The sequence below is a fragment of the Mangrovicoccus algicola genome (assembly GCF_014903745.1).
Classification (GTDB): Bacteria; Pseudomonadota; Alphaproteobacteria; order Rhodobacterales; family Rhodobacteraceae; genus Mangrovicoccus; species Mangrovicoccus algicola.
In genome coordinates this window covers 1-20367 of the sequence record NZ_JACVXA010000019.1, presented here as the reverse complement: position 1 = coordinate 20367, position 20367 = coordinate 1, and the positions used below count along the sequence as shown (strand labels likewise).

The 20367-nt window shown below is 69.6% G+C and carries 22 protein-coding genes; 8 read left to right on the top strand and 14 right to left on the bottom strand.

Annotated elements, in window-relative coordinates:
* Positions 1-34: 34 nt before the first annotated feature.
* The 4 genes from ICN82_RS08220 to ICN82_RS08205 are packed head-to-tail and all read left to right on the top strand — an operon-like array spanning position 35 to position 2912.
* Positions 35-823, top strand: coding sequence for a transporter substrate-binding domain-containing protein (locus tag ICN82_RS08220; RefSeq protein WP_193181583.1), 789 nt, complete (start codon positions 35-37; stop codon positions 821-823).
* A 52-nt stretch (positions 824-875) separates the two neighbouring features.
* Positions 876-1550 carry an amino acid ABC transporter permease gene (locus ICN82_RS08215; RefSeq protein ID WP_193181581.1) on the top strand — a complete coding sequence of 225 codons (675 nt, stop codon included), beginning with the start codon at positions 876-878 and terminating at the stop codon, positions 1548-1550.
* Entirely contained in the window at positions 1547-2203 is a 657-nt protein-coding gene (locus tag ICN82_RS08210; RefSeq protein ID WP_193181579.1) for an amino acid ABC transporter permease, read from the top strand. The genes ICN82_RS08215 and ICN82_RS08210 overlap by 4 nt, the downstream gene beginning before the upstream one ends.
* Positions 2184-2912, top strand: coding sequence for an amino acid ABC transporter ATP-binding protein (locus ICN82_RS08205; protein ID WP_193181577.1), 729 nt, complete (start codon positions 2184-2186; stop codon positions 2910-2912). Before ICN82_RS08210 ends, ICN82_RS08205 begins: the two co-directional genes overlap by 20 nt.
* Positions 2913-3043: 131 nt before the next feature.
* Here ICN82_RS08205 and ICN82_RS08200 read toward each other — a convergent pair whose 3' ends face one another.
* Both ICN82_RS08200 and ICN82_RS08195 read right to left on the bottom strand, forming a co-directional pair.
* Positions 3044-4090 (bottom strand): 2Fe-2S iron-sulfur cluster-binding protein, encoded by a 1047-nt coding sequence (locus tag ICN82_RS08200; protein WP_226898373.1) that lies wholly within the window; start codon positions 4088-4090, stop codon positions 3044-3046.
* Between the two features lie 4 nt (positions 4091-4094).
* On the bottom strand, positions 4095-4574 hold the full coding sequence (locus ICN82_RS08195) for a GlcG/HbpS family heme-binding protein (RefSeq protein WP_193181575.1): 480 nt from the start codon (positions 4572-4574) through the stop codon (positions 4095-4097).
* Positions 4575-4881: 307 nt separating this feature from the next.
* On the opposite strand from ICN82_RS08195, the gene ICN82_RS08190 reads away from it, so the two are divergent.
* On the top strand, positions 4882-5526 hold the full coding sequence (locus tag ICN82_RS08190) for a GntR family transcriptional regulator (protein ID WP_193181573.1): 645 nt from the start codon (positions 4882-4884) through the stop codon (positions 5524-5526).
* Positions 5527-5529: 3 nt separating this feature from the next.
* Here ICN82_RS08190 and ICN82_RS08185 read toward each other — a convergent pair whose 3' ends face one another.
* From ICN82_RS08185 to ICN82_RS08155, 7 genes are read right to left on the bottom strand one after another with little or no spacing between them, the layout of a single operon-like run.
* Positions 5530-6441 (bottom strand): ornithine cyclodeaminase family protein, encoded by a 912-nt coding sequence (locus ICN82_RS08185; protein ID WP_193181571.1) that lies wholly within the window; start codon positions 6439-6441, stop codon positions 5530-5532.
* A gap of 5 nt (positions 6442-6446) precedes the next feature.
* Positions 6447-7196 (bottom strand): sulfite exporter TauE/SafE family protein, encoded by a 750-nt coding sequence (locus ICN82_RS08180; RefSeq protein ID WP_193181569.1) that lies wholly within the window; start codon positions 7194-7196, stop codon positions 6447-6449.
* A complete protein-coding gene (locus ICN82_RS08175) occupies positions 7197-8696 on the bottom strand; it encodes an aldehyde dehydrogenase family protein (protein ID WP_226898372.1) in 1500 nt (499 codons plus the stop codon).
* Positions 8697-8711: 15 nt separating this feature from the next.
* Positions 8712-9014 (bottom strand): 2Fe-2S iron-sulfur cluster-binding protein, encoded by a 303-nt coding sequence (locus tag ICN82_RS08170; protein ID WP_193181567.1) that lies wholly within the window; start codon positions 9012-9014, stop codon positions 8712-8714.
* Between the two features lie 13 nt (positions 9015-9027).
* On the bottom strand, positions 9028-9324 hold the full coding sequence (locus tag ICN82_RS08165; RefSeq protein WP_193181564.1) for a ferredoxin: 297 nt from the start codon (positions 9322-9324) through the stop codon (positions 9028-9030).
* A 45-nt stretch (positions 9325-9369) separates the two neighbouring features.
* Positions 9370-9663, bottom strand: coding sequence for a 2Fe-2S iron-sulfur cluster-binding protein (locus ICN82_RS08160; protein WP_193181562.1), 294 nt, complete (start codon positions 9661-9663; stop codon positions 9370-9372).
* Between the two features lie 46 nt (positions 9664-9709).
* Entirely contained in the window at positions 9710-10441 is a 732-nt protein-coding gene (locus ICN82_RS08155; protein ID WP_193181561.1) for a TenA family transcriptional regulator, read from the bottom strand.
* Positions 10442-10686: 245 nt separating this feature from the next.
* On the opposite strand from ICN82_RS08155, the gene ICN82_RS08150 reads away from it, so the two are divergent.
* On the top strand, positions 10687-12150 hold the full coding sequence (locus tag ICN82_RS08150) for a gamma-glutamyltransferase family protein (protein ID WP_193181560.1): 1464 nt from the start codon (positions 10687-10689) through the stop codon (positions 12148-12150).
* Between the two features lie 11 nt (positions 12151-12161).
* Here the strand turns inward: ICN82_RS08150 and ICN82_RS08145 are convergent, their stop codons facing one another.
* The 5 genes from ICN82_RS08145 to ICN82_RS08125 form a co-directional block, all read right to left on the bottom strand.
* On the bottom strand, positions 12162-13187 hold the full coding sequence (locus tag ICN82_RS08145; RefSeq protein ID WP_193181559.1) for an ABC transporter ATP-binding protein: 1026 nt from the start codon (positions 13185-13187) through the stop codon (positions 12162-12164).
* Positions 13184-14215: an ABC transporter ATP-binding protein gene (locus ICN82_RS08140; protein WP_193181558.1), complete on the bottom strand. Its 1032-nt coding sequence runs from the start codon at positions 14213-14215 to the stop codon at positions 13184-13186. Before ICN82_RS08140 ends, ICN82_RS08145 begins: the two co-directional genes overlap by 4 nt.
* A 10-nt stretch (positions 14216-14225) precedes the next feature.
* Positions 14226-15194, bottom strand: coding sequence for an ABC transporter permease (locus ICN82_RS08135; protein ID WP_193181557.1), 969 nt, complete (start codon positions 15192-15194; stop codon positions 14226-14228).
* Positions 15195-15197: 3 nt separating this feature from the next.
* On the bottom strand, positions 15198-16118 hold the full coding sequence (locus ICN82_RS08130; RefSeq protein ID WP_193181556.1) for an ABC transporter permease: 921 nt from the start codon (positions 16116-16118) through the stop codon (positions 15198-15200).
* Between the two features lie 73 nt (positions 16119-16191).
* Positions 16192-17670, bottom strand: coding sequence for an ABC transporter substrate-binding protein (locus tag ICN82_RS08125; RefSeq protein WP_226898371.1), 1479 nt, complete (start codon positions 17668-17670; stop codon positions 16192-16194).
* 525 nt (positions 17671-18195) lie between these two features.
* On the opposite strand from ICN82_RS08125, the gene ICN82_RS08120 reads away from it, so the two are divergent.
* Both ICN82_RS08120 and ICN82_RS08115 read left to right on the top strand, forming a co-directional pair.
* Positions 18196-18960, top strand: coding sequence for an SDR family NAD(P)-dependent oxidoreductase (locus ICN82_RS08120; protein ID WP_193181555.1), 765 nt, complete (start codon positions 18196-18198; stop codon positions 18958-18960).
* An 82-nt stretch (positions 18961-19042) separates the two neighbouring features.
* Positions 19043-20367 (top strand): hypothetical protein (locus tag ICN82_RS08115; protein WP_226898370.1); only part of this gene is annotated, 1325 nt, incomplete at its 3' end.

Below are 20367 nucleotides of genomic sequence, written 5' to 3'. Positions count from 1 at the left end.
CCCGGCGCGGGCCGCTCATTCACAGGGACGACCGATGATCACCAAACGCCGCCTTCTCGCCGCCGCGCTGGCCGCCGCCACCGCGCTTTCCGCCGCCCCCGCGGCCTTTGCCGACGCGCTGGAGGACATCAAGTCCGCGGGCATCATCCGCGTGGCCGTGCCCCAGGACTTCCCGCCCTTCGGTTCGGTCGGCACCGACATGAAGCCGCAGGGCTATGATGTCGACATGGCGCGGCTGATCGCGACGCGGTTGAATGTCGACCTGGCGCTGGTGCCGGTGACCTCGGCCAACCGCATCCCCTTCCTGCAGACCGGCAAGGTCGACCTGGTCATTTCGTCGATGGGCAAGAACCCCGAGCGCGACGCGGTGATCGATTTCTCCGACGCCTATGCACCCTTCTACAACGGCGTCTTCGGGCCAGAGGATCTGGCGATCGCCGATGCCTCGGACCTGTCGGGCCGGACCGTCGGCGTCACCCGCGGCTCGATCGAGGACCTGGAGCTGACCAAGATCGCGCCCGCCGATGCCACGCTGAAGCGCTACGAGGACAATAACGGCACGATCTCGGCCTTCCTCTCGGGCCAGGTCGAGGCGATCGCCACCGGCAATGTCGTCGCCGCCGCGATCATTGCGCAGGACCCGCCGAAGAAACCCGCGATGAAGTTCCTCATCAAGAATTCGCCCTGCTATGTCGGGCTGAACGAGAATGAGCCGGCGCTGCAGGCCGCGGTCAACGAGATCATCGCAGCGGCCAAGGCCGATGGCGCGCTGGAGGAGATCGCCCAGCAATGGCTGGGCATGGGCCTGCCCGAAGGGCTCTGAGCGCATCGCCCGCCCCCGGCGGGGCGGGCCCGTCCCTCAGGAGGGGATCCCCGTGACATACGAGTTCGATTTCGCCTGGCTGGCCGGATACTGGCCGGTCTTCGCCCGGGGCGTGGCGATGACCATCCGGCTGATCCTGGTCGGCGGGGTGCTGGGCATCGCGCTCGGCATCTTCTGCGCCTGGGGCCGCGCGCTGGGGCCCCGCTGGCTGAGGCCCCTCGTCGCGCTCTATGTGGAGCTGATCCGCAACACGCCCTTCCTGATCCAGCTGTTCTTCATCTTCTTCGGCCTGCCCGCCGCGGGATTCCGCCTGAACGAGGTGGAGGCGGCAAGCCTCGCCATGGTCATCAACCTGGGCGCCTACAGCGCCGAGATCATCCGCGCGGGCATCGAGGCGACGCCCAGGGGCCAGTTCGAGGCCGGGGCGAGCCTGGCGCTGTCGCCGCTGCAGACCTTCCGCCATGTCGTGCTGATCCCGGCGCTGCAGAAGATCTGGCCGGCCCTGGCCAGCCAGGTGGTGATCGTCATGCTGGGATCCGCCGTGGTCAGCCAGATCGCCGTCGAGGATCTGACCTTCGCCGCGAATTTCGCGCAGTCCCGCACCTTCCGCGCCTTCGAGGCCTATTTCCTGTCGACCGCGATCTATCTGGCACTCGCCATCCTGCTGCGCTTCCTGCTCCTGCGCCTCGGCGACCTCCTCTTTCCGCATAAAAGGGGCGCGCGATGACCCAGTTCACGCTTCTGGACATCCTGCGCAACCTGGTTTTCGCCACGCAATGGACGGTGATCCTCTCGCTGGTCTCCTTCATCGGCGGCGGGCTTCTGGGGCTGGGCCTCCTGGTGCTGCGCATCGGCGGCGGGCGGATCTTCGCGCCGGTCGTGCGCGTCTATGTCGAGCTGTTCCAGGGCACGCCCCTGCTGATGCAGCTGTTCCTGGCCTTCTTCGGGCTGGGCCTGTTCGGCATCGACGTGCCGCCCTGGCTGGCGGCGGCGGTGGCGCTGATCCTGTGGACGGCCGCTTTCCTGACCGAGATCTGGCGCGGCTGCGTCGAGGCGGTCCCGAAGGGCCAGTGGGAAGCCTCGGCCTCGCTGGGCATGTCCTATGTCGAGCAGATGCGACATGTCGTGCTGCCGCAGGCGCTGAAGATCGCCATTCCGCCGACGGTCGGGTTCTCTGTGCAGGTGGTCAAGGGCACGGCGCTGACCTCGATCATCGGCTTCACCGAATTGTCGAAGGCCGGCACCGTCCTGTCGAATGCCACCTTCCAGCCCTTCACGGTCTACGGGCTGGTCGCGCTGATCTATTTCGCCCTGTGCTTTCCGCTGTCGCAGGCGGCCCGTCATCTGGAAAGGAAAATGAATGTCGCTCATCGCCATTGAGGGCCTGCGCAAGAGCTATGGCGAGCACGAGGTGCTCAAGGGCATCGACCTGGAGGTCGCGAAAGGCGAGGTGGTCGCGGTGATCGGCAAGTCCGGATCGGGCAAGTCGACGCTCCTGCGCTGCGTCAACGGGCTGGAGGCGATCAATGGCGGCAGCATCACCGTCGACGGCGCGCGGCTGGCCGGGGACGAGGCGCATCTGCGCGCGCTCAGGCTGAAGGTCGGGATGATCTTCCAGCAGTTCAACCTGTTTCCGCACAAGACCGCGGGGCAGAACGTGATGCTGGCCCAGCAGGTGGTCAAGAAAACCGGCAAGGCCGCGGCCGAGGCGATGGCGCGGCGGATGCTGGACCGGGTGGGGCTGGGCGAGAAATTCGGCGCCTATCCCGACCAGCTCTCCGGCGGGCAGCAGCAGCGCGTGGCCATCGCCCGGGCGCTGGCGATGGAGCCGATGGCGCTGCTATGCGACGAGATCACCTCGGCGCTGGATCCCGAACTGGTGGGCGAGGTGCTGCAGGTGGTGCGCGGCCTGGCGGCGGAGGGCATGACGCTGATGATGGTGACGCATGAGATGGCCTTTGCCCGCGATGTCTGTTCGCGCGTGGTCTTCATGCACCAAGGCCGGGTGCATGAGGCCGGCCCGCCCGGCGAGGTCTTCGCCAATCCGCGCACGCCGGAATTGCAGAGCTTTCTCGGCCGCGTCGCCTGAGGGGCCGCCGGGGCCCGACCCGGCCGCCCGCGCGCCCGGAGGCCCCGGGGCCGGGGCGGTCGGGCCATCCTGCCTGCCCGGGGGCGAGGCGTCATGGCGGGCCGGGTCCATCGCCCATGATCCGGGACGGGTCAGGCCGGTGAGGCCGCGGCGGCCAGGAAACTGTCCGTGTAGAGGTGATTGACCGAGGCGCCCGCGGCGAGGAACATCCGCCGCGCCGTCGCGATCATCCCGGGATTGCCGCAGAGATAGAGGGCGTGGTCTTCCAGCGACGGGAAATCCGCCAGCACCGCCGCCTGCACATGGCCGCGCCGCCCCGGCCAGTCCGGCCCGCCGCGCGACAGGACGGGGACCAGCGCGAAATCGTCGAGCCCGGCGCCGAGCCGGGCGAGGTCGTCCAGCAGGTAGAGGTCGGCCTCGCTGCGCATCCCCCAGTAGAGCGCGACCGGCGGTGCCTCCTCGGGTGCCGCGGCAAGTTCGGCCAGGATCGCGGCCAGGGGCGCGATGCCGGTCCCGGTCGCAGCGAGCACGAGGGGCCGGAAATCCCCGGGGCGATAGCGGAACACCCCGCGCGGCAGTTCCAGCCGCAGCGCATCGCCCGCCGCAAGGCCGGGCAGGATCCGGTCGGTGAAACGCCCGCCGGGCAGGGCGCGGATCTGCAGCTCGATCCCTTCCGGCGTGATGGCGGCGACCGAGAAGGGGCGTTGCGCGCCGTCTTCGAGAAGGATGTTCACATATTGCCCCGCCGCGATGGCAGGCGCGCCGGAGAGGCCCAGCCACAGCCGGGTGATGCCGGGCACCGGATCGGTGCGGCGCAGCACGCGGGCGGTCATCGTCACCGGCGGGGACAGATCCGGGGAGTGCGGCTCCGCCTCGATGACCAGCGGCCCCAGCGCCCGCGCCTGGCAGGCCAGCGCCGCGCCGCCCGCGATTTCCGCGGGATCAAGCCCCGGCAGATCCTCGGGATGCGCCACCGCCCCCGAGATCACGCGAAGACGGCAGGCGCCGCAGAAGCCGGATTTGCAGTCCGCGGGCAGGTCCAGCCCGGCGCGCAGGGCCGCCGCCAGGAGCGTGTCCTGCGGGCCGGCGGAAAAGCTCCGGCCGCTGCCGCGGAGCGTGACGGCAAAGCCGGGCTCCATCTCGGGTTCGGGGCGGATCGGTGCGTCGAGCCTTCCCATGGCGTCACTTCTTGATGTCGGCAGCGACGATCACCTCGTGGCCGCTGTCTTCCAGCAGGTCGGCCAGCGCCTGCAAGGCGGCAACGCCCGCGGCGATGTCCTGTTCGCCATTGCCCCCCGAAAGGCCGACGCCGCCGATCACCTCGCCATCCACGACGATGGGGAAGCCGCCGACGAAGACGGCAAAGCGGCCCTCGAAGCTCAGCTGGATGCCGAAGGCCTCGTTGCCGGGCAGGGCCGGGCCGTTCGGCGCCTTGTTGAACAGATGGGTGGAGCGTTTATGCGTGGCGGCGGTGAAGGCCTTGTTCCAGGCGATCTGGGGGCCGGTGACGCGGGCGCCCTCCATCCGCTCGATGATCAGCGGAAAGCCCCCCTCATCGGCGATGCAGATCGTCTCGGCGACGCCCATCTCGCCGGATTTCGCGATGGCGGCCTCCACCATGACACGGGCATCGGCGGGCTGGAGTTTGAGGGCGGTCTTCATGGGCAGGTCCTGGTTCTCGCTTTGCGGATCTCTTCATGCATTCTGTATACCGTTTCTGGTCATATCAAGGAAATTCCGGCTAGTAGGGGTGAAGTAATGGTCGAAATCGTAGCTTCAGTATACCGAACCATCGCCATCGCCTGCGATTTCAGCGGAAAATCCTTGCCCCGGCCCCCGTGCTCCCGGCCGCTTTCCGGCGAGGATCCCGGTTTTGCGGCCGGTTCCGGAGGATCCTCTGGTAGAGCCCCGTGGCGACGGTATACAATGTCCGCAAACGCCCCCTCGGCGCGGCATCGGAGCAGGCAGGATGAACAAGGCACTCGGCGCGACCCATGCGCCGCTGACGAAGGTGGTCAAGGATGCGCTGCGCGAACAGATCGTCAGCGGGCATTATGCCTCCGGCGCGCGGCTGGTGGAAAAGCGCATCTCCGAGGATCTGGGCGTGTCGCGGATGCCGGTGCGCGAGGCGCTGCGCGAACTGGCCGCCGAGGGGCTGGTGACGATCGAGCCGCGGCGCGGGGCCTCGGTCTCGCTCCTGTCGGACGGGCAGAAACACGAGCTGATCGAGGTGCGCGCCACGCTGGAGGCGCTGAATGCCAAGCTGGCCGCGCGGCGCCAGGATCCCGAACAGCTGGCCGAACTGCGCGCGGTGCTGGAGCTGGGCGACGACATGATCGCAGCGGGCGACATGGCGGCAATCCATGACCGCAACGACGCCTTCCACGAGGCGCTGGCGCGGGCGGGCGGCAACTCGGTCCTGCAGGAGATCATGCAGTCGCTGCGCGACAAGACCTCCATGCTGTTCGTGGCCGAGGACATGGAGGCGGTGCGGGAAAGCTGGAAGCAGCATGCCGATATCCTGCGCGCGGTGATCGCGGGGGATGGCGAACTGGCGGCCTTGCTGGCGGCGCGCCATGTCTATGCGGCCGGCGGGCTGCCCCCCGGGAGCTGAGGCTCAGCCGGACAGCCGCGCATGGACCGCCGCGGCTACGGCGATATCCTGAAGCCCGGTGCCCACGGATTTGAAGATCGCGATTTCCCCGGCATTGCCGCGACCGGCGGTCAGGCCCGCGGCAAGATCCTTGAGATCCACCTGGCGGGGCCGGGCCAGGGCCGCGGGATCGGCCATCACGATATCGCCTGCCTCGCGGCTGGTCTGGGGGATCCAGTCCATGGCCAGAACCGCCGCGCGCGACAGGGCCGCGTCGTCGAGTTCGCGGGTATGGGGCAGGCTCGACCCCATCGCGGCGATGAACTGGCCGGGGCGCAGGTCGCGCCCGGAAAGGACCGGCACGGCGCTGCGGGTCGCGGTCACCAGGATATCGGCGCGGGCGGCCGCCTCGGCCGCGATGCACATCCGCACCGGCAGCCCGGCCTCTTCCGACAGCGCCGCCGCCAGCGCGGGATCGTCCCGGCGCGACACCACCAGCGCCTCCGTCAGGGGATAGGCGGCGGCGAAATGGGCCAGATGGGCGCGCCCCTGGACGCCTGTGCCGAAGACCGCCAGCACGCGGCTGTCGGGTCGCGCCAGGTGCCGCGCGGCCAGGACCGAGGCGGCAGGCGAGCGGATCGCGGTGATCGCATTGGCCTCCATCGTCGCCAGCGGCCGTCCGGTTTCGGCACAGAAAAGCAGGATGACGAAGCTGAACTGTCCGGCGATCGTGGTATAGACCTTCGCCCCCGCGACCCCCGTCCCCGGCAGCACCGCCCCCATGGTGGAAAGCTTGACGCCGCCCGCCTCGGTCCGGATGCGGTCCTGCACGGCCGCCTCGCCCCGGCCGAAGGCGCGGAAGGCGGCGGCGAGGCAGGTCTCGGCCTCGGCGGGGCTGAGGCAGCCCGCGATCTGGTCATCTGTATAATGGTGCATGTCGCTCACATCAGGGCACGCAGCAGCAGCCCGGCGGCGCTGAGCCCCGAGAGGCCCAGCAGGAAATGGCGGATCGCCGCGCGCGGCACGTGGCGCGCGATGGGGGTGGAGACGCGGAATCCCAGGTACAGCGCCGGAAACAGCATCAGCCCCAGCATCAGCTGCGGCCAGCCGAAGCGCCCGATCGCCGCCAGAAGCGCCAGCGAGGAGAGCGCGCCGAAGAGGAAGGTGGTGTTCAGCGTCGCGCGCAGGATGGCGGGCGGCGCGTTCTGCATGACGATCGCATAGGGCGGCGCGCCGGAGGAGGTGATCGTGCCCATGATCCCCGACAGCACCCCCGCCGCGCCCAGGTTGCGCCAGTTCGCCTCCACCCGCCAGCCGCTATAGCTCAGCGCCACGCCCAGCAGGATCATCACCCCGAAAAGCGCGTTGAACATCGCCACGCTGAGCGAGGCCAGAAGCCCCACCGCCAGCAGGTTGCCGATCAGCCGCCCCGACACCATGGACCCCACGGAGCCGAAATCTATGGCGGATCTTTCGCGCAGCAGGACCATCGTGGCGACGCAGCCCCCCAGCACCAGCAGCACGCCCGGCGCCAGTTCGGGGAAGAACAGCGCCGAGATGGGGGCCGAGAACATGGCGAAGCCCAGCCCGCCCACCCCCTGCAGGATGGCCGCGACGAAGACCATCGCCGCCATGGCCAGGAAATGGGGGCCCAGCAGGCTGCCCCCGGCAAGCGAGACGAGCGCGTCCATTCAGGCCCCGAGATAGACCGTCTTGAGGCTGCTGTAGAATTCCATCACGTTTGCGCCGCCCTGTTCCTTCGCGCTCTGGTTCGAGGAATGCTTGACCCCGCCGAAGGGGGCGTTCAGCGCGACGCCGGTGGTGGGGGCATTCACCTTGACGATGCCGTGCCGGGTCGCCTCGGCGATTTTCAGCACCGAGGGCAGGTGATCCGACACGACCGACAGGGCCAGCCCGTATTCGGTGTCATCGGCGATTTCCAGCGCCTCCTCCAGCGTGTCGAAGGGGCAGAGCGCCACGACCGGGGCGAAGATCTCGTCCTTCAGCAGGAGGCTGCCGCGCTTGACGCCTGCGATCACGGTGGGGCGGATCCAGTGGCCCTCGGGCAGCTCGCCCTGATCCGGGAGGCCGCCGGTGACGATCTCGGCGCCCTCGTCGCGGGCGATGTCGAGATAGCGGCCGACCTTTTCCAGCTGCGCCGCCGTGGCCAGCGGGCCCATGGTGACGCCCGCCCGGTCGCCCGGACCGATCACGACGGCCTCGGCGGCGGCGGCCAGCCTGCCCAGCAGGGCGTCATGCAGCGGTCGCGCGACCAGCACGCGGCTGGTGCCGGTGCAGGCCTGGCCGCTCAGGCCGAACGCCCCCTTGAGGATGATGCCCGCCGCCTTCGCGATATCGGCATCCTCCAGAACCAGCGTCGCGTTCTTGCCGCCCATCTCCAGCTGGCAGCGGGTGTCGGTGCCGAGCGCCGCCTGGATCTGCGCGCCGACCGCATAGGAGCCGGTGAAGGTCAGCGCATCGATGCCCTCTGCGGCGGTGATCGCCCGGCCGACGGTCGGACCCTTGCCATGGACCAGCGCGATCAGCCCTTGCGGCAGCCCGGCCTCCAGCAGCACTTCCACCAGGCGCTGCCCCATCAGCGGCGAGACCTCGGAGGGCTTGAAGACCACCGCATTGCCCGCCGCCAGCGCCGGGGCGATCTTGCGCGCGGCCATCGACAGCGGGAAATTCCAGGGCGTGATCACCGCCACCGTGCCGACGGGCTGGCGCAGCGACAGCACCATCTGCCCGCCGGGCGCCGGGTAGGTCTCGCCCTTCAGCCGCAGCGCCTCCCCGGCATAGAAGCGGAAATTGGCGGCGATCCGGCTGGTCTCGTTCGTGGCCTCGGCAAGCGTCTTGCCTTCCTCGCGGGTCAGCTCGGCGGCGATCCCGGGCGTGCGCGCGGCGATGATCTCGGCAGCGCGGTACAGCATGTCGGCGCGGGCCTCGGGGCTGGCCGCCGCCCAGGCGGGCTGCGCTTCGGCAACGCCTGCGACCGCCGCGGCCACGTCCGCCGCGCCCGAGTCCGGAAAATGCCCGATCAGGTCCGACAGGTCGGCGGGGTTGCGGTTCTCGAACTGCGCGCCGCCTTCGGCGGCGCGCCATTGCCCGGCGATGAAGTTCAGATGCTGCGGCGCGCCGGTCCGGTCGGCCGGGGCGCCCATGCGCTCTGGGGCGGTTGCGATGGTCATGTGCTGGTCCTGTCTCTACTCGCCCCAGACGACCTTGACGTCGCCGGTCAGGAAGGTCTGGCAGGCCATGCGATAGCCCTGGGCGAAGTCGTCCTCCGAAAGATGCTTGCGCTCCTTCGGCTTGATCCTGTCGGTATTCTCGACCCCCTCGGCGATCCGGCAGCGGCAGGTGCCGCACAGCCCGCCGCCGCATTTGAAGGGGATGCCCCCCTTCTCGCGGATCGACATGCGCAACAGGTTGCTGTCGGCGGGGGCGGTCACCTGCTTGTTGTCATTTGTGACGAAGGTGATCGTCAGCGTCGCGTCGCTACCGTCCATGGGGGTCACTCCTTCACGAGGCTGCGCGCAGCTCGATATCCATGCTGCCGTAATGGGTCAGCGTGTTCAGCTCGGCGCGGGCCTCCTCCAGCGTGTCGAAGGCCTCGAACAGCTTGGAGGGCACGCGGTTGACGATCTGCGGCGGCGCATCCTCGACGATGGTGATGCGCGGGGCGCCCTCGATCCGGGCGATGGTGAAATTCGCCCGCTTGCGCCCGTAGAAGATGTAATCCCAGGATTCCACCTGCGTGACGCCTTCGGTCATCTCGGTGCGGAACTCTCCGGGCTTGTTGGTCAGGATGACATACATTTCTGTCCTCGCTCTGGGGCTCAGTGTGGCGGCTCGGGTGGGGGCTCAGGCGTCCTGGGCCAGTTCGATATCCTCGGTGATCCACAGCTGGCAGACGAGGCGATAGCCATCCTCCAGCTTGTCGCCCAGCTGGCGCTTCTCCTTCCAGTTCGGCGCCTCCAGGTGTTCGGCGCCGCCCAGGATGCGGCAGCTGCAGGTCGCGCATTTCCCCATGCCGCATTTGTAGGCGAGGTTGGGATAGGGAAACTTGCGGATCCCGGCGCGGACCACGAGATTGGTATTGGGGTCGACCTCGTCCTCGTAGGTGGTGCCGCCCTTGTGCAGAATGACCTTCGGCATGGGGTCTCCTTCGCGGGGGCGGGCAGGGCGCCCGCCCGGGGATGGATCAGGCGGCCAGGCCCAGATCGGCCAGCGGCACCTCGGCGCCGACATAGTCGTTGTACAGCGCGGTGGTGTAGAGCAGCCGCATCTGCGCGCCGATCTCGCAGATCTTCAGGCATTTCTGCTGCATCTCGACGGTGCGGGCATGTTCCAGCACGATCTGGTAGCCGCGTTCGCCGTGGATTTCGTCCGAGACGATATGCAGGTCGAAGAACTCGACCTCTTCATCGGTGAAGCCGTAGGTGTCGCGCAGCGTCGGGGTCTGCTTGCGGTAGATCGAGGGGACCTGGCTCTCCAGGCCCACGACCAGCCCGGCGATGGCGACGATCGGATCCTCGCGCATGGCCACGCAATAGCACCAGCTCTGCAGCGCGCGGGTGGTGGCGCTCATGTTGTCGGGATCGGTGACGCGTTCGCGCGTGGTGCCGCAGGCCTCGGCAAAGCGGACCAGCAGGTCGGTATGGCGGTCGCCGCCGATTTCCTCTTCATACATGTTCTGCAGCATGAAGTCCTTGGCCTCGGTGTAATGCTCCGGCAGGCGGGCATAGACATAGGCCAGGTAGTCGGCGAAGGGCCCGACATAATGATAGTGGTTCTCGGCCCAGCGGGACAGGTGGTCGCGGCTGAGTTTGCCCGAGGCCCAGGCCAGGCTGAACGGGGACTGGTTGGCGCTCTTGCCCTTGATGGCCTGTTCCAGAGCGGTGCGCAATTCGTCGGGGGTCAGAAGCTCGGTCAAGATCGCGGTCCTTTCATGAGAGGGGCTGTCGGGGCGGTCTGCCTGGAAGGCTGCCTTGCCTGCGATTCACCATATTGTATACCGTCATCACTGTCTACTGGAAATACCTGGTCGAAGATGGCCCATTTTTGCGTGCAAAATAGCCATTATCGGCATGTGTCGCGGATGTACCTTGCCTGATTGCTGCTTGCCGGTATGCAATATACGGAAAAATACGACTCAACCGCCCGGCCGAGGACCCCGCCATGCCCGTTCCCGATCCCCGCCCGCCTGCCGCTCCCGGTGCCGCCGTCGCCACGGGCCATCCCGCCGCGGCGGAGGCCGCGCTGACGATGCTGGCGGCGGGAGGCTCGGCGGTGGATGCCGCCATCGCCGCGGATGCGGTCATGGGGGTGGTGGAGCCGATGGCGACCGGGCTGGGCGGCGATCTTGCCGCGATGCTGCTGCCGCCGGGGGAGGCGCCGCTGACCTATAACGGCACCGGCCGCGCCCCCGCGGCGCTGCGCGCGGCGATGGTCGAGGCGCTGCCCGGCCGCCGCATCCCCGAGCGCCACCCGCTGTCGGTGACGGTGCCCGGGGCGGTGCAGGGCTGGGCCGACCTGCATGCGCGGTTCGGGCGGCTGGATTTCGCCCGGCTGCTGGCCCCGGCGATCCGCTTGGCGCGCGCGGGCTTTGCCGTCGGGCCGGTCTGCGCGCGGGAATGGGCGCTGTTCGCCGATGTGGTTCGCGGCGATCCCGGATCGCATGCCATCTATCGCGGCGACGCCATTCCGGCGGCCGGGGCGCATTTCGCCAATCCCGCGCTCGCGCGGCTGCTGGAGGAGATCGCCGCCGCCGGCCCGTCGGCCTTCTACGAGGGCACAGCCTCTGCCGCCATCGCGCGGGCCGCGCGGCAGGCCGGGGCGCTTCTGGACGAGGGCGACCTGGCGGCGCATCAGGGCAATTTCGACCTGCCGATCCGCCGGGCGTTCCGCGGGCTGAAGATCCTCGAATGCCCGCCGAACAGCCACGGGCTGGGCGTGCTTGACGCGCTGGGGCGGCTTGAGGGCGAGGCGCTGCCCATGGAGGATCCCGAAACCACGGTGAAGATCGTCGAGGCGACCCGCGACGGCATGCGCGAGGCGCGCCGCGTCGTGGCCGATCCGGCGGGCAATACCGTCTGCACCGCGATCATCGACGCGCAGGGCTTTGCCGTGACGCTGATGTCCAGCATCTTCAAGCGCTTCGGTTCGGGGATCGGGGTGCCGGAGCTGGGCATCTGCCTGCAGAATCGCGGCCATGGCTTCTCGGCGCCCGGCCATGTCAACGGAGCCGCCCCGGGCAAGCGGCCCTATCACACCGTCATCCCGGCAGCGGCGCTGAAGGACGGGCGCACCCATGCGGTCTTCGGCGTGGTGGGCGGACCGATGCAGCCGCAGGGCCATGTCCAGCTGATTACCCGCATCGCCGCCTGGGGGCAGGGGGTGCAGGCGGCGATCGATGCGCCGCGCTGGCGGCTGGAGCGCGATGACGCCGTGGCGCTGGAGCCGGGCACCGCCCCCGGCATCGCCCCGGCGCTGGCGCGCGCCGGGTTCCGCGACGGGGCGGGGGCGGGCGACATGGCCGGGCGCAACGATTACGGCGGCGCCCAGATGGTGATGCGGCGCCCCGATGGCGGGCTGGTCGCCGGCAGCGACCGCCGCAAGGACGGCATTGCGCAGCTGGGCTGAGCCCGCCGGGCTCAGGCCTCCCAGCAGGCGACCCACCGGTCCCGGCCCGGCTGCCGCGCCAGGGCCGGGGCCTCCGCATGGCAGCGATCGGCCACTTTGGGACAGGACCGGCAATAGCGGCAGGCCCCGCCCTCCATCACCAGATCGGCCATGCGCGGCGCCGGGGGCGGGGCGGTGGGCGTGCCGCGGCGATGGCGCGGATCGGGTTCGGGCACCGCCTGCAGGAGCGTCGAGGTATAGGGATGGGCCGGGCTGTCATACAGCGTGTCGCAATCGGCCATCTCCACCATGCGGCCGCGATGCAGGATCGCGATCCGGTGCGAGATATGGCGCACGATGCTGAGGTCATGGGCGACGAAGAGATAGCTGATCCCCAGTTCCTGCTGCAGATCCTGCATCAGGTTGACCACCTGCGCGCGCACCGACACGTCCAGCGCCGAGACCGGTTCATCCGCGATGATCAGCTTGGGCCGCAGCGCAAGCGCCCGGGCGATGCCGATCCTCTGGCGCTGCCCGCCCGAGAAACCGTGGGGGAAGCGGTCGATATTCTCGGGGGGCAGGTTGACCAGCCGCAGCAGTTCCGCGACGCGGTCGCGCGCCGCCTCGGGGCCGGGCGCCAGCCCGTGCACGATCAGCGGCTCGGCGATCAGCTCCAGCACGGTCATGCGCGGATTGAGGCTGGTATAGGGGTCCTGGAACACCATCTGGATGTCGCGCGACAGCGCCCGCCTTTCGGCCAGCGGCAGATGGGTGATGTCGCGCCCGTCGAAGACGATGCGTCCGTCGGCCAGCGGCAGGCGGCGCAGCACCGCGCGGCCCAGCGTCGACTTGCCGGATCCGCTTTCGCCCACCAGTCCCAGCGTCTCGCCCGGGGCCAGGTCGAAGGAGATGTCCTCCAGCACGCGGACGCGACTGGGCGGCCCCCATATCCTGGAGCGCGGCCCGTCGAAATCGACGGCCAGGCCGCGCACCGACAGCAGGGGCAGCGGCGCGGGGGCGGGGTCCTGCGCGCGGATCGGTCCGGGAAAGCGGGTCATGCGAAACTGGCCTTCTGCACGGGGCGGGCGGCAGGCTCCCAGGCGGCGGGGCGGGCGTTCCAGCAGGCATGGGCGCCGTGCCCGCCGGGCGCCGCGCGCAGCGGCGGCCGCGCGGCACAGGCGCCGGTGGTCTGCGGACAGCGCGGCGCGAAGGCACAGCCCGAGGGCGGATCCAGAAGCCCCGGAGGCGCCCCGTCGATGGAAACCAGCCGCTCGGACCGGTCGGTCAGCCGCGGCGTCGCCCGCACCAGCCCCTGCGTATAGGGATGGCGCGCCCGGCCGAACAGGTCGTCGGCGGCGCCGGTCTCGACGATCTCGCCGGCATACATCACCGCCACCTCCTCGCACAGCCCGGCGACCACGCCCAGGTCATGGGTGATCAGCAGGATCGACAGGCCCATGTCGCGCTGCAGATCCGCCAGAAGGTCCAGCACCTGCGCCTGGATCGTGACATCCAGCGCGGTGGTCGGCTCGTCGGCGATCAGGAGCTCGGGCTCGCAGGCGATGGCCAGGGCGATCATCACCCTCTGGCGCATTCCGCCGGACAGCTCGTGGGGATGCTGGCCCATGCGGCGGGCAGGATCGGTGATGCCGACCGCGTCCAGCAGCTCCGCCCCCCGTGCCGCCGCCGCGCGCCGCGACAGGCCCAGGTGCCGCCGCTGCACCTCGACCAGATGGGCGCCGATCGACATCAGCGGGTCGAGCGAGGTCATCGGGTCTTGGAAGACCATCGACATCTGCTTGCCGCGCAGCCGGGCCGCGCGGCGCGCCCCCGCCCGGCCCAGCAGGCTTTCGCCCTTCCACAGGATGTCGCCGCCGGTGATCGCCCCGGGCAGCTGGATCAGCCCCATGACGGCCGAGGCGGTGACGCTCTTGCCCGATCCGCTTTCGCCGACCAGCGCTAAGGTCTTGCCGGGCTCCAGCGCGAAGCTGACGCCGCGCAGCCCGCGGACGATGCCCGCGCGGGTGTCGAAGCAGACCTCCAGGTTGCGGAGTTCCAGGATCGGGGTCGGATCGGGTCTGGTCATGGCGATAGGGCTACCCATTCTCGGAAGAGGTCCTGCGCAGGGCCCGCGCACGGCCGCGGGCATGACGCTTCTCGCGCTCGGCGGGGTCGGTGGTGACCCGCAGCCAGCTGGCGAAGAGATTGACGGAAAGGACGGTGGCGGCGATGGCGAGGCCGGGAAAGGTGATCGGCCACCAGGCGATCAGCATGTAGTTCTTGCCATTGGCGATATCGAGGCCCCAGCTGGTATCGGGGGGCTGCACCCCCAGCCCGAGAAAGCTCAGCGCCGCCTCGGCCAGCAGGATGTTGGTGAATTCCAGGATCGCCAGCGTCAGCAGCGGCGGGATCAGGTTGGGCAGGATATGCAGCCGCAGGATCCGCCCCGGCCCGCAGCCCAGCACCTCGGCCGCCTCGATGAAGGGCGTGGCGCGCATCGACAGGACGATGCCGCGCACCAGCCGCGTGTAGATCATCCAGTTGGAGAAGGCGAGCACCACGATCATGGTGGAGGTGGAGGGCCCGATCATCGCCACCAGCAGAAGCGTCAGCAGAAGCCCCGGAAAGGCCACGAAGACATCGACGACGCGCATGATGACGGTGTCGGTGCGCCCGCCGCGATAGCCCGCGACCAGCCCCAGCGCGACGCCCGCGCTGCCTGCCAGCAGCACGACCGAGACGCCCACCATCAGCGAGGCGCGTGCCCCGTGAAGCAGCCGCGAGAACACGTCGCGGCCCAGCATGTCGGTGCCCAGCAGATGCGCGGCGCTGCCGCGTTCGGTCCAGGCGGGGGGCGTCAGGCGCGACAGCACCGATTGCGCGGCCGGATCATGCGGGGCGAGCACCGGGGCGAAGATCGCCACCAGCACGACGAGGATGAGAAAGGCGAAGCCTGCGAAGGCCGCCTTGTCCTTCCACAATTCGGCAAGGAAGCCCGCGGGCGCGGCCAGCATGGCGGGACGGGGACGCAGGGCGGCGGGGCGGGGGAAATCGGTTGCGCTCATGGGTCAGGCCAGGTCGATGCGCGGATCGATGAGCTTGTAGAGCAGGTCGAGCAGCAGGCTGACCAGCACGATGCCGAGCGCCACGACGAAGACGATCGCCTGCAGCAGGAACATGTCGGAATGGTTGATCGCCCCCATGGCGGTCATGCCGAGCCCGGGCCAGGCAAAGACGGTCTCCACCACGACGGTATAGCCGGCCCAGGCGCTGATCACCTCCCAGCCGGCCAGGGTCAGCACCGGCACCAGCGCATTGCGCATCGCATGGCCGAAGAGGATATGGGCGAAGGGCAAGCCGCGGGCGCGGGCGGTGCGGACATATTGCTGGTTCAGCTCGGCGATCACCGAGGACCGCGTCAGCATCATGATCCGCGCCATGGACGGGATGCCCAGCGTCAGCGCGGGCAGGACCAGATGCGAAAGGCTGCCGCTGCCCGAGGTCGGAAACAGGCCCAGCCCGACGGCGAAGACCATGACCAGGATCAGGCCCAGCCAGAATTGTGGCACCGACAGGCCGATCAGGCTGAGGCTGACGATGATGCGGTCCCACAGCCCGTCGGGGCGCATCGCCGCCAGCGCCCCCAGCGGCACGCCCAGGATCACGGCGAACCCGAAGCCGGCGGCGATCAGCTCCAGCGTGCGGGGCAGCTTGGTCAGCACGATCTCGATCGCGGGGCGGCGCTGCCACAGGCTGTCGCCGAAATCGAAGCGCAGCAGGTCGCCGACGAAGGCCAGGAACTGGGTGCCCAGAGGCTGGTCCAGTCCCAGCTGCTGGGAGAAGGCGGCGCGCTGTTCGGCCGATGCGGAAAGCGGCAGCATCATCTGCACCGGATCGCCGACCATGCGGGTCGCGACGAAGACCACCAGCGTCACCCCGAGGATGACGAGCATCCCCTGCAGGGCGCGGCGGATCAGGAATTGTGCCATCGGGCCTGGTCCTTCGAACTGGGATGTCGCACAGCCGCGCCGGGCGGCTGCGCGTCTTGGCTGGAAGAGGCGCTCATTCGGAGACGGACATTTCCTTGACCAGCAGCTTGGCATCGATGCGCGGCGTCCAGGACAGCCGGTCGCTCATCGCGTAGATGTCCTCCTGGTTCAGCAGCGGCACCAGGTAGGACTGCTCGTACCCCTTCATCGTGATCTCGCCATAAAGCGCCTTGCGCGCCTCCACGTCGGTCTCGGCGCGGGCGGCCCGGATCTGCGCGGCCATCTCCTCGTCGGCATTGGAGGCATAGGAGGCGCCGTATTCCATCGCCGCGGTCAGCGGCCGGTCGGCATCCAGCAGCTCGTCGGAATTGACCACGAAGATCGCGTCGGGGCGGTGATCCTTGTCGAAGAGCTGGTTCAGGTATTCGCCGAATTCCTCGATATGGATGTCGACGGTCAGCCCGGCCTCGGCCCAGTAGGCGCCGACCGCCTCGATCAGCTCGCGGTCCTTCAGCCAGCGCCCGGCCTCGCCCACCAGCGTCACGGTCTGGCCGGTGGCGCCCGCCTCCTCGACCAGGGCGCGGGCGCGGTCGGGATCGTAGTCATAGGCGCGGATCTCGGGGTTGAAGCCGAAGGATTTCGGGTTGACCAGCTGGCCCTTCGCCGGTTGCGCCCTTCCGGCGAACAGCGCCTGGGCCAGCGCCTCGCGGTCGATGGCGATGTTCATCGCCTCGCGCACCTTCGGGTCGGAAACCACCGGGTTCTCCGTCGACAGCACGATGACCGAGGTTTCCAGCCCCGGCACGGCGGTGGAATTCGGCACGGCGCCCAGGAATTCGGGATAGAGGTTGCGCACCAGGTCCAGTTCCCCCGCCATCAGCCCGGCGACGCGCGATCCGCCCTCGGCGATGAAGCGGTAGGTCACGCCGTCGATCTCCGGCGCGCCGCCCCAGTAATCGGGATTGGCCTCCAGCGCGATGCTCTCGCCGCGATTCCAGGCCGCGATCCTGTAGGGGCCGGTGCCTGCCGGGCTTTCGGCGAAGGCGGGATCGGCGGAATAGGTCGCCGGGACCATCTTCATCCAGTACATGCGGGCGGGCAGGACCGGGTCGGGATCGCCGGTCATGATCCGCACGGTCAGGTCGTCGACCTTCTCGGCGCCCGCGATGGTCGACAGATAGGCCATCTGCTCGGAGGCGTAGTCCGGGTCGATGATCCGCGCCACCGAGGCCACGACCGCATCCGCATCGAAGGGCTCGCCATTATGGAAGCTGACGCCGTCGCGCAGCTTGAATTCCCAGGTCAGCGGGTCGATCTGTTCGGGCATCGCCGCGGCCAGCCCCGGCTCCAGCGTGCCGTCCGGCGCCCGGGCCAGGAGCGTTTCGTATATGTTGTCGGTGACCGCGCGTTCGTCGCCGTCGTCGCGCTGCTGCGGATCCAGCGTCGAGGGCTCCGAACCGATGGCGATGGCGATATCCGCGGCGAATGCCGGCTGCGCGGCGGCGAGGACCGCACCCAGCAGGGCCGCCCTGATCATGTGTTCTGGTTTCATCATCCGTCCCGTTGGCTGTTTGGCGCCGGGCAGGCGCGTCTTCCGACGGATTTCCGCATTCCCTGACCGAAGCCTGCAGAGCGCCCGGCCGGCCTGTCAACACCGGGCCGCGGCGGCAGGGCCCGGTCGCAATGGGATATCAGGGATGCCTGTTTTTTGACCGGCATTTCGCGGCTGCGGCCGGGCTCTGCCCTGTTTCGCGGCGCGCTGACGGTCATCACGGGTCTCTCATGCGGGGGGATTGTATGCAATAAGCGTGCAGCGCTAGGATTGCGGGGCGCCAGCCGAATCCGTCCCCGTCGTCGCCCGGTCCCGGGATTCGGCCCGGGGGATGCCCTATGATGGGACCGGATCGACCCTGAAGCGCCGGAGCGCGCAGCAGGGCAGCGGCGGCAAAAAGATCTTGCCCGATAAAATAGTATACCGTATACCGATTGCAGGACGGACGCATTCCCTGCCTCCTTTCACCCGATGCATCGCGGGACGGGCACGACCCGCCGCGGCCCGCGCAACGGAAAGCACTGAATGACTTCACCTTCTACGCGAACCGTGTTGATCACGGGCGCGGCCAGCGGCATCGGCGCCGCCCTGGCCCGCAAGCTGGCCGGACCAGGCATCTCTCTGTTCCTGCATACCGGCCGCAATGGCGATGCGCTGGAAGCCGTGGCCGCCGAATGCCGCGCGCTTGGCGCACGGACCGGAACCTGCACCGGCGACCTGTCGCAGGAGGAGACCTGCCTGCAGCTGGTCGCCGCCGCGCGCGCGCGGTTCGGCACCATCGACCAGATCGTCGCCAATGCCGGGAAGGCGCGCAAGGCGACGTTTTCCGGCATGACCCGCGCCGCGCTGATGGCGGATTTCGCGCTGATGCCCGCGGCGCTGGCCTCGCTTGTCACTGCCGCCCTGCCGGACCTGTGCGCCTCGCCGCGCGGGCGGGTGGTGGCGGTCTCGTCCTTCGTCGCGCATGTCCACGGGAAAGGCGGGCATGTCTTCGCCAGCACCTCCGCCGCCAAGGCGGCGCTGGAGGCGCTGATCGACGTGCTGGCGCTGGAACTGGCCCCGCATGGCGCCACCGCCAATTGCGTCGTGCCGGGCTTCACCCGCAAGGAGGGCGGCGGCCATGCGGCAATCGCCGGGGACAGCCATGCCGCGGTGCAGGCGGCCACGCCCACCGGACGGATGAGCGAACCCGCCGAGATCGCCGCCGCGATCGCCTTCCTGCTGGGGGACGAGGCGGGCCAGATCACCGGCGCGCGGCTGCAGGTCGATGGCGGGCTGCGCCTGGGCTGAGCTGCGGGGCGGGGACTGGATTCCCCGGCGGCGTTGCATATCTGTTAACGGATATGAACACTCCCGGCCCGAGGATCCGCCCATGACGGCACAGACCGATGCGCCCGCCCCGACCGATCCCGGCGGCGAGCGGCGCGACCTGCGCGAAGCCCGCGCGCTGGAGGCGCATCTGCGCTGGCTCGACAGTTTCACCCCAGGCGCGCTCGGCGTTCTGGCCCTGGCCTCGGGGATCTACACCTATCTGGGGGTCAGCCAGCTGCTGGATGGCGACGGCGCGCTGAACATGCTGGCCGCGCTGGCCTATTCCATCGCCGTCTCCGTCGGCATCTTCGTCTTCTGGTCCTACCTGCTGCGGCTGCTGCCGGCGATGCGCGCGCCCTCGGGCATTGCGGGGCTGATGGCGGCGGGCGCGCTTGGCTGCGCGGCGATCATCGCCATGTCCTCCTGGCTGAATGCCACCGCCCTGGCCGGCAGCGCCGCGGTGGAGCAGCACCTGGCGCGCACCGTGCAGGATTACCAGTCCTCGCTGGAACGCGCCCATGAAAACGCCGTGCTGGCCCAGGGGCTAGGCCGCGATGTCGAACGCGCGCGCCAGCTGTTCGAGGATCTGGGGGCGCAGGAACAGGCGGGCAACCTGTCGGGCACGGCCGGGCGCGGCGCGGTGTTCCGCCTGCTGACCCAGAAATCGGCCGAGCTCAACGCGCTGGAGGACCAGATCGCCGCGCAGGAGGCGCCCATCGCCGCCGCTTTCGAGGAGGGCAATGCCATCCTGGGGCGGATGCGCACGCTGCTGGTCGAACAGGGGCCGGTCCAGGCCCGTTCGGTCACCTTCTCCGAGGAATCCGTGCGCCTGGCAGGCGTGATCACATCGCTGCGGCAGCTTTCGGTCGCGCCGCTGGTCGAGCGTGCGGCGCAGGATCTGGCGGCCTCTGTCGTCCTGCCCGAGCTGGACGGGCGCACCGAGGATATCCGCGCGGGGCAGCAAAGCACGCTGGGGCAGATCACCGGGGCGCTCGATGCGCGGGCGCAGTCGCTGCAGGCCGCCGCAGGCGAGGTTCTGGCCCGGCCCGAGCCCGCCGAGACGACCTATACGCCGATCAGCGCCGCCGATGCGGTGATCCGCTATGCCGGGAATTTCGTGCCCTCCTGGGCCGGGGCCATCGCCATCGACCTTCTGCCCGCCGTCCTAGTCTTCATCCTTGCCGTGACCCAGGCGGCGATCCGGCGCGGCCGCGACGGGGCGGGGCAGGAGGATGCGATGACCATCGGCGACCTGCGTGCCGCCATGCGCGCCCTGCAGGAGATCGAGACGGGCCGCCCCGCATCCCCTGCCGCGACCCCGCCGGAGCTCCGCCCGGCCGCGCCGCCTCCGCCGCGGCCGGAAGCCGAGGCCGCGCCGACGCCGCC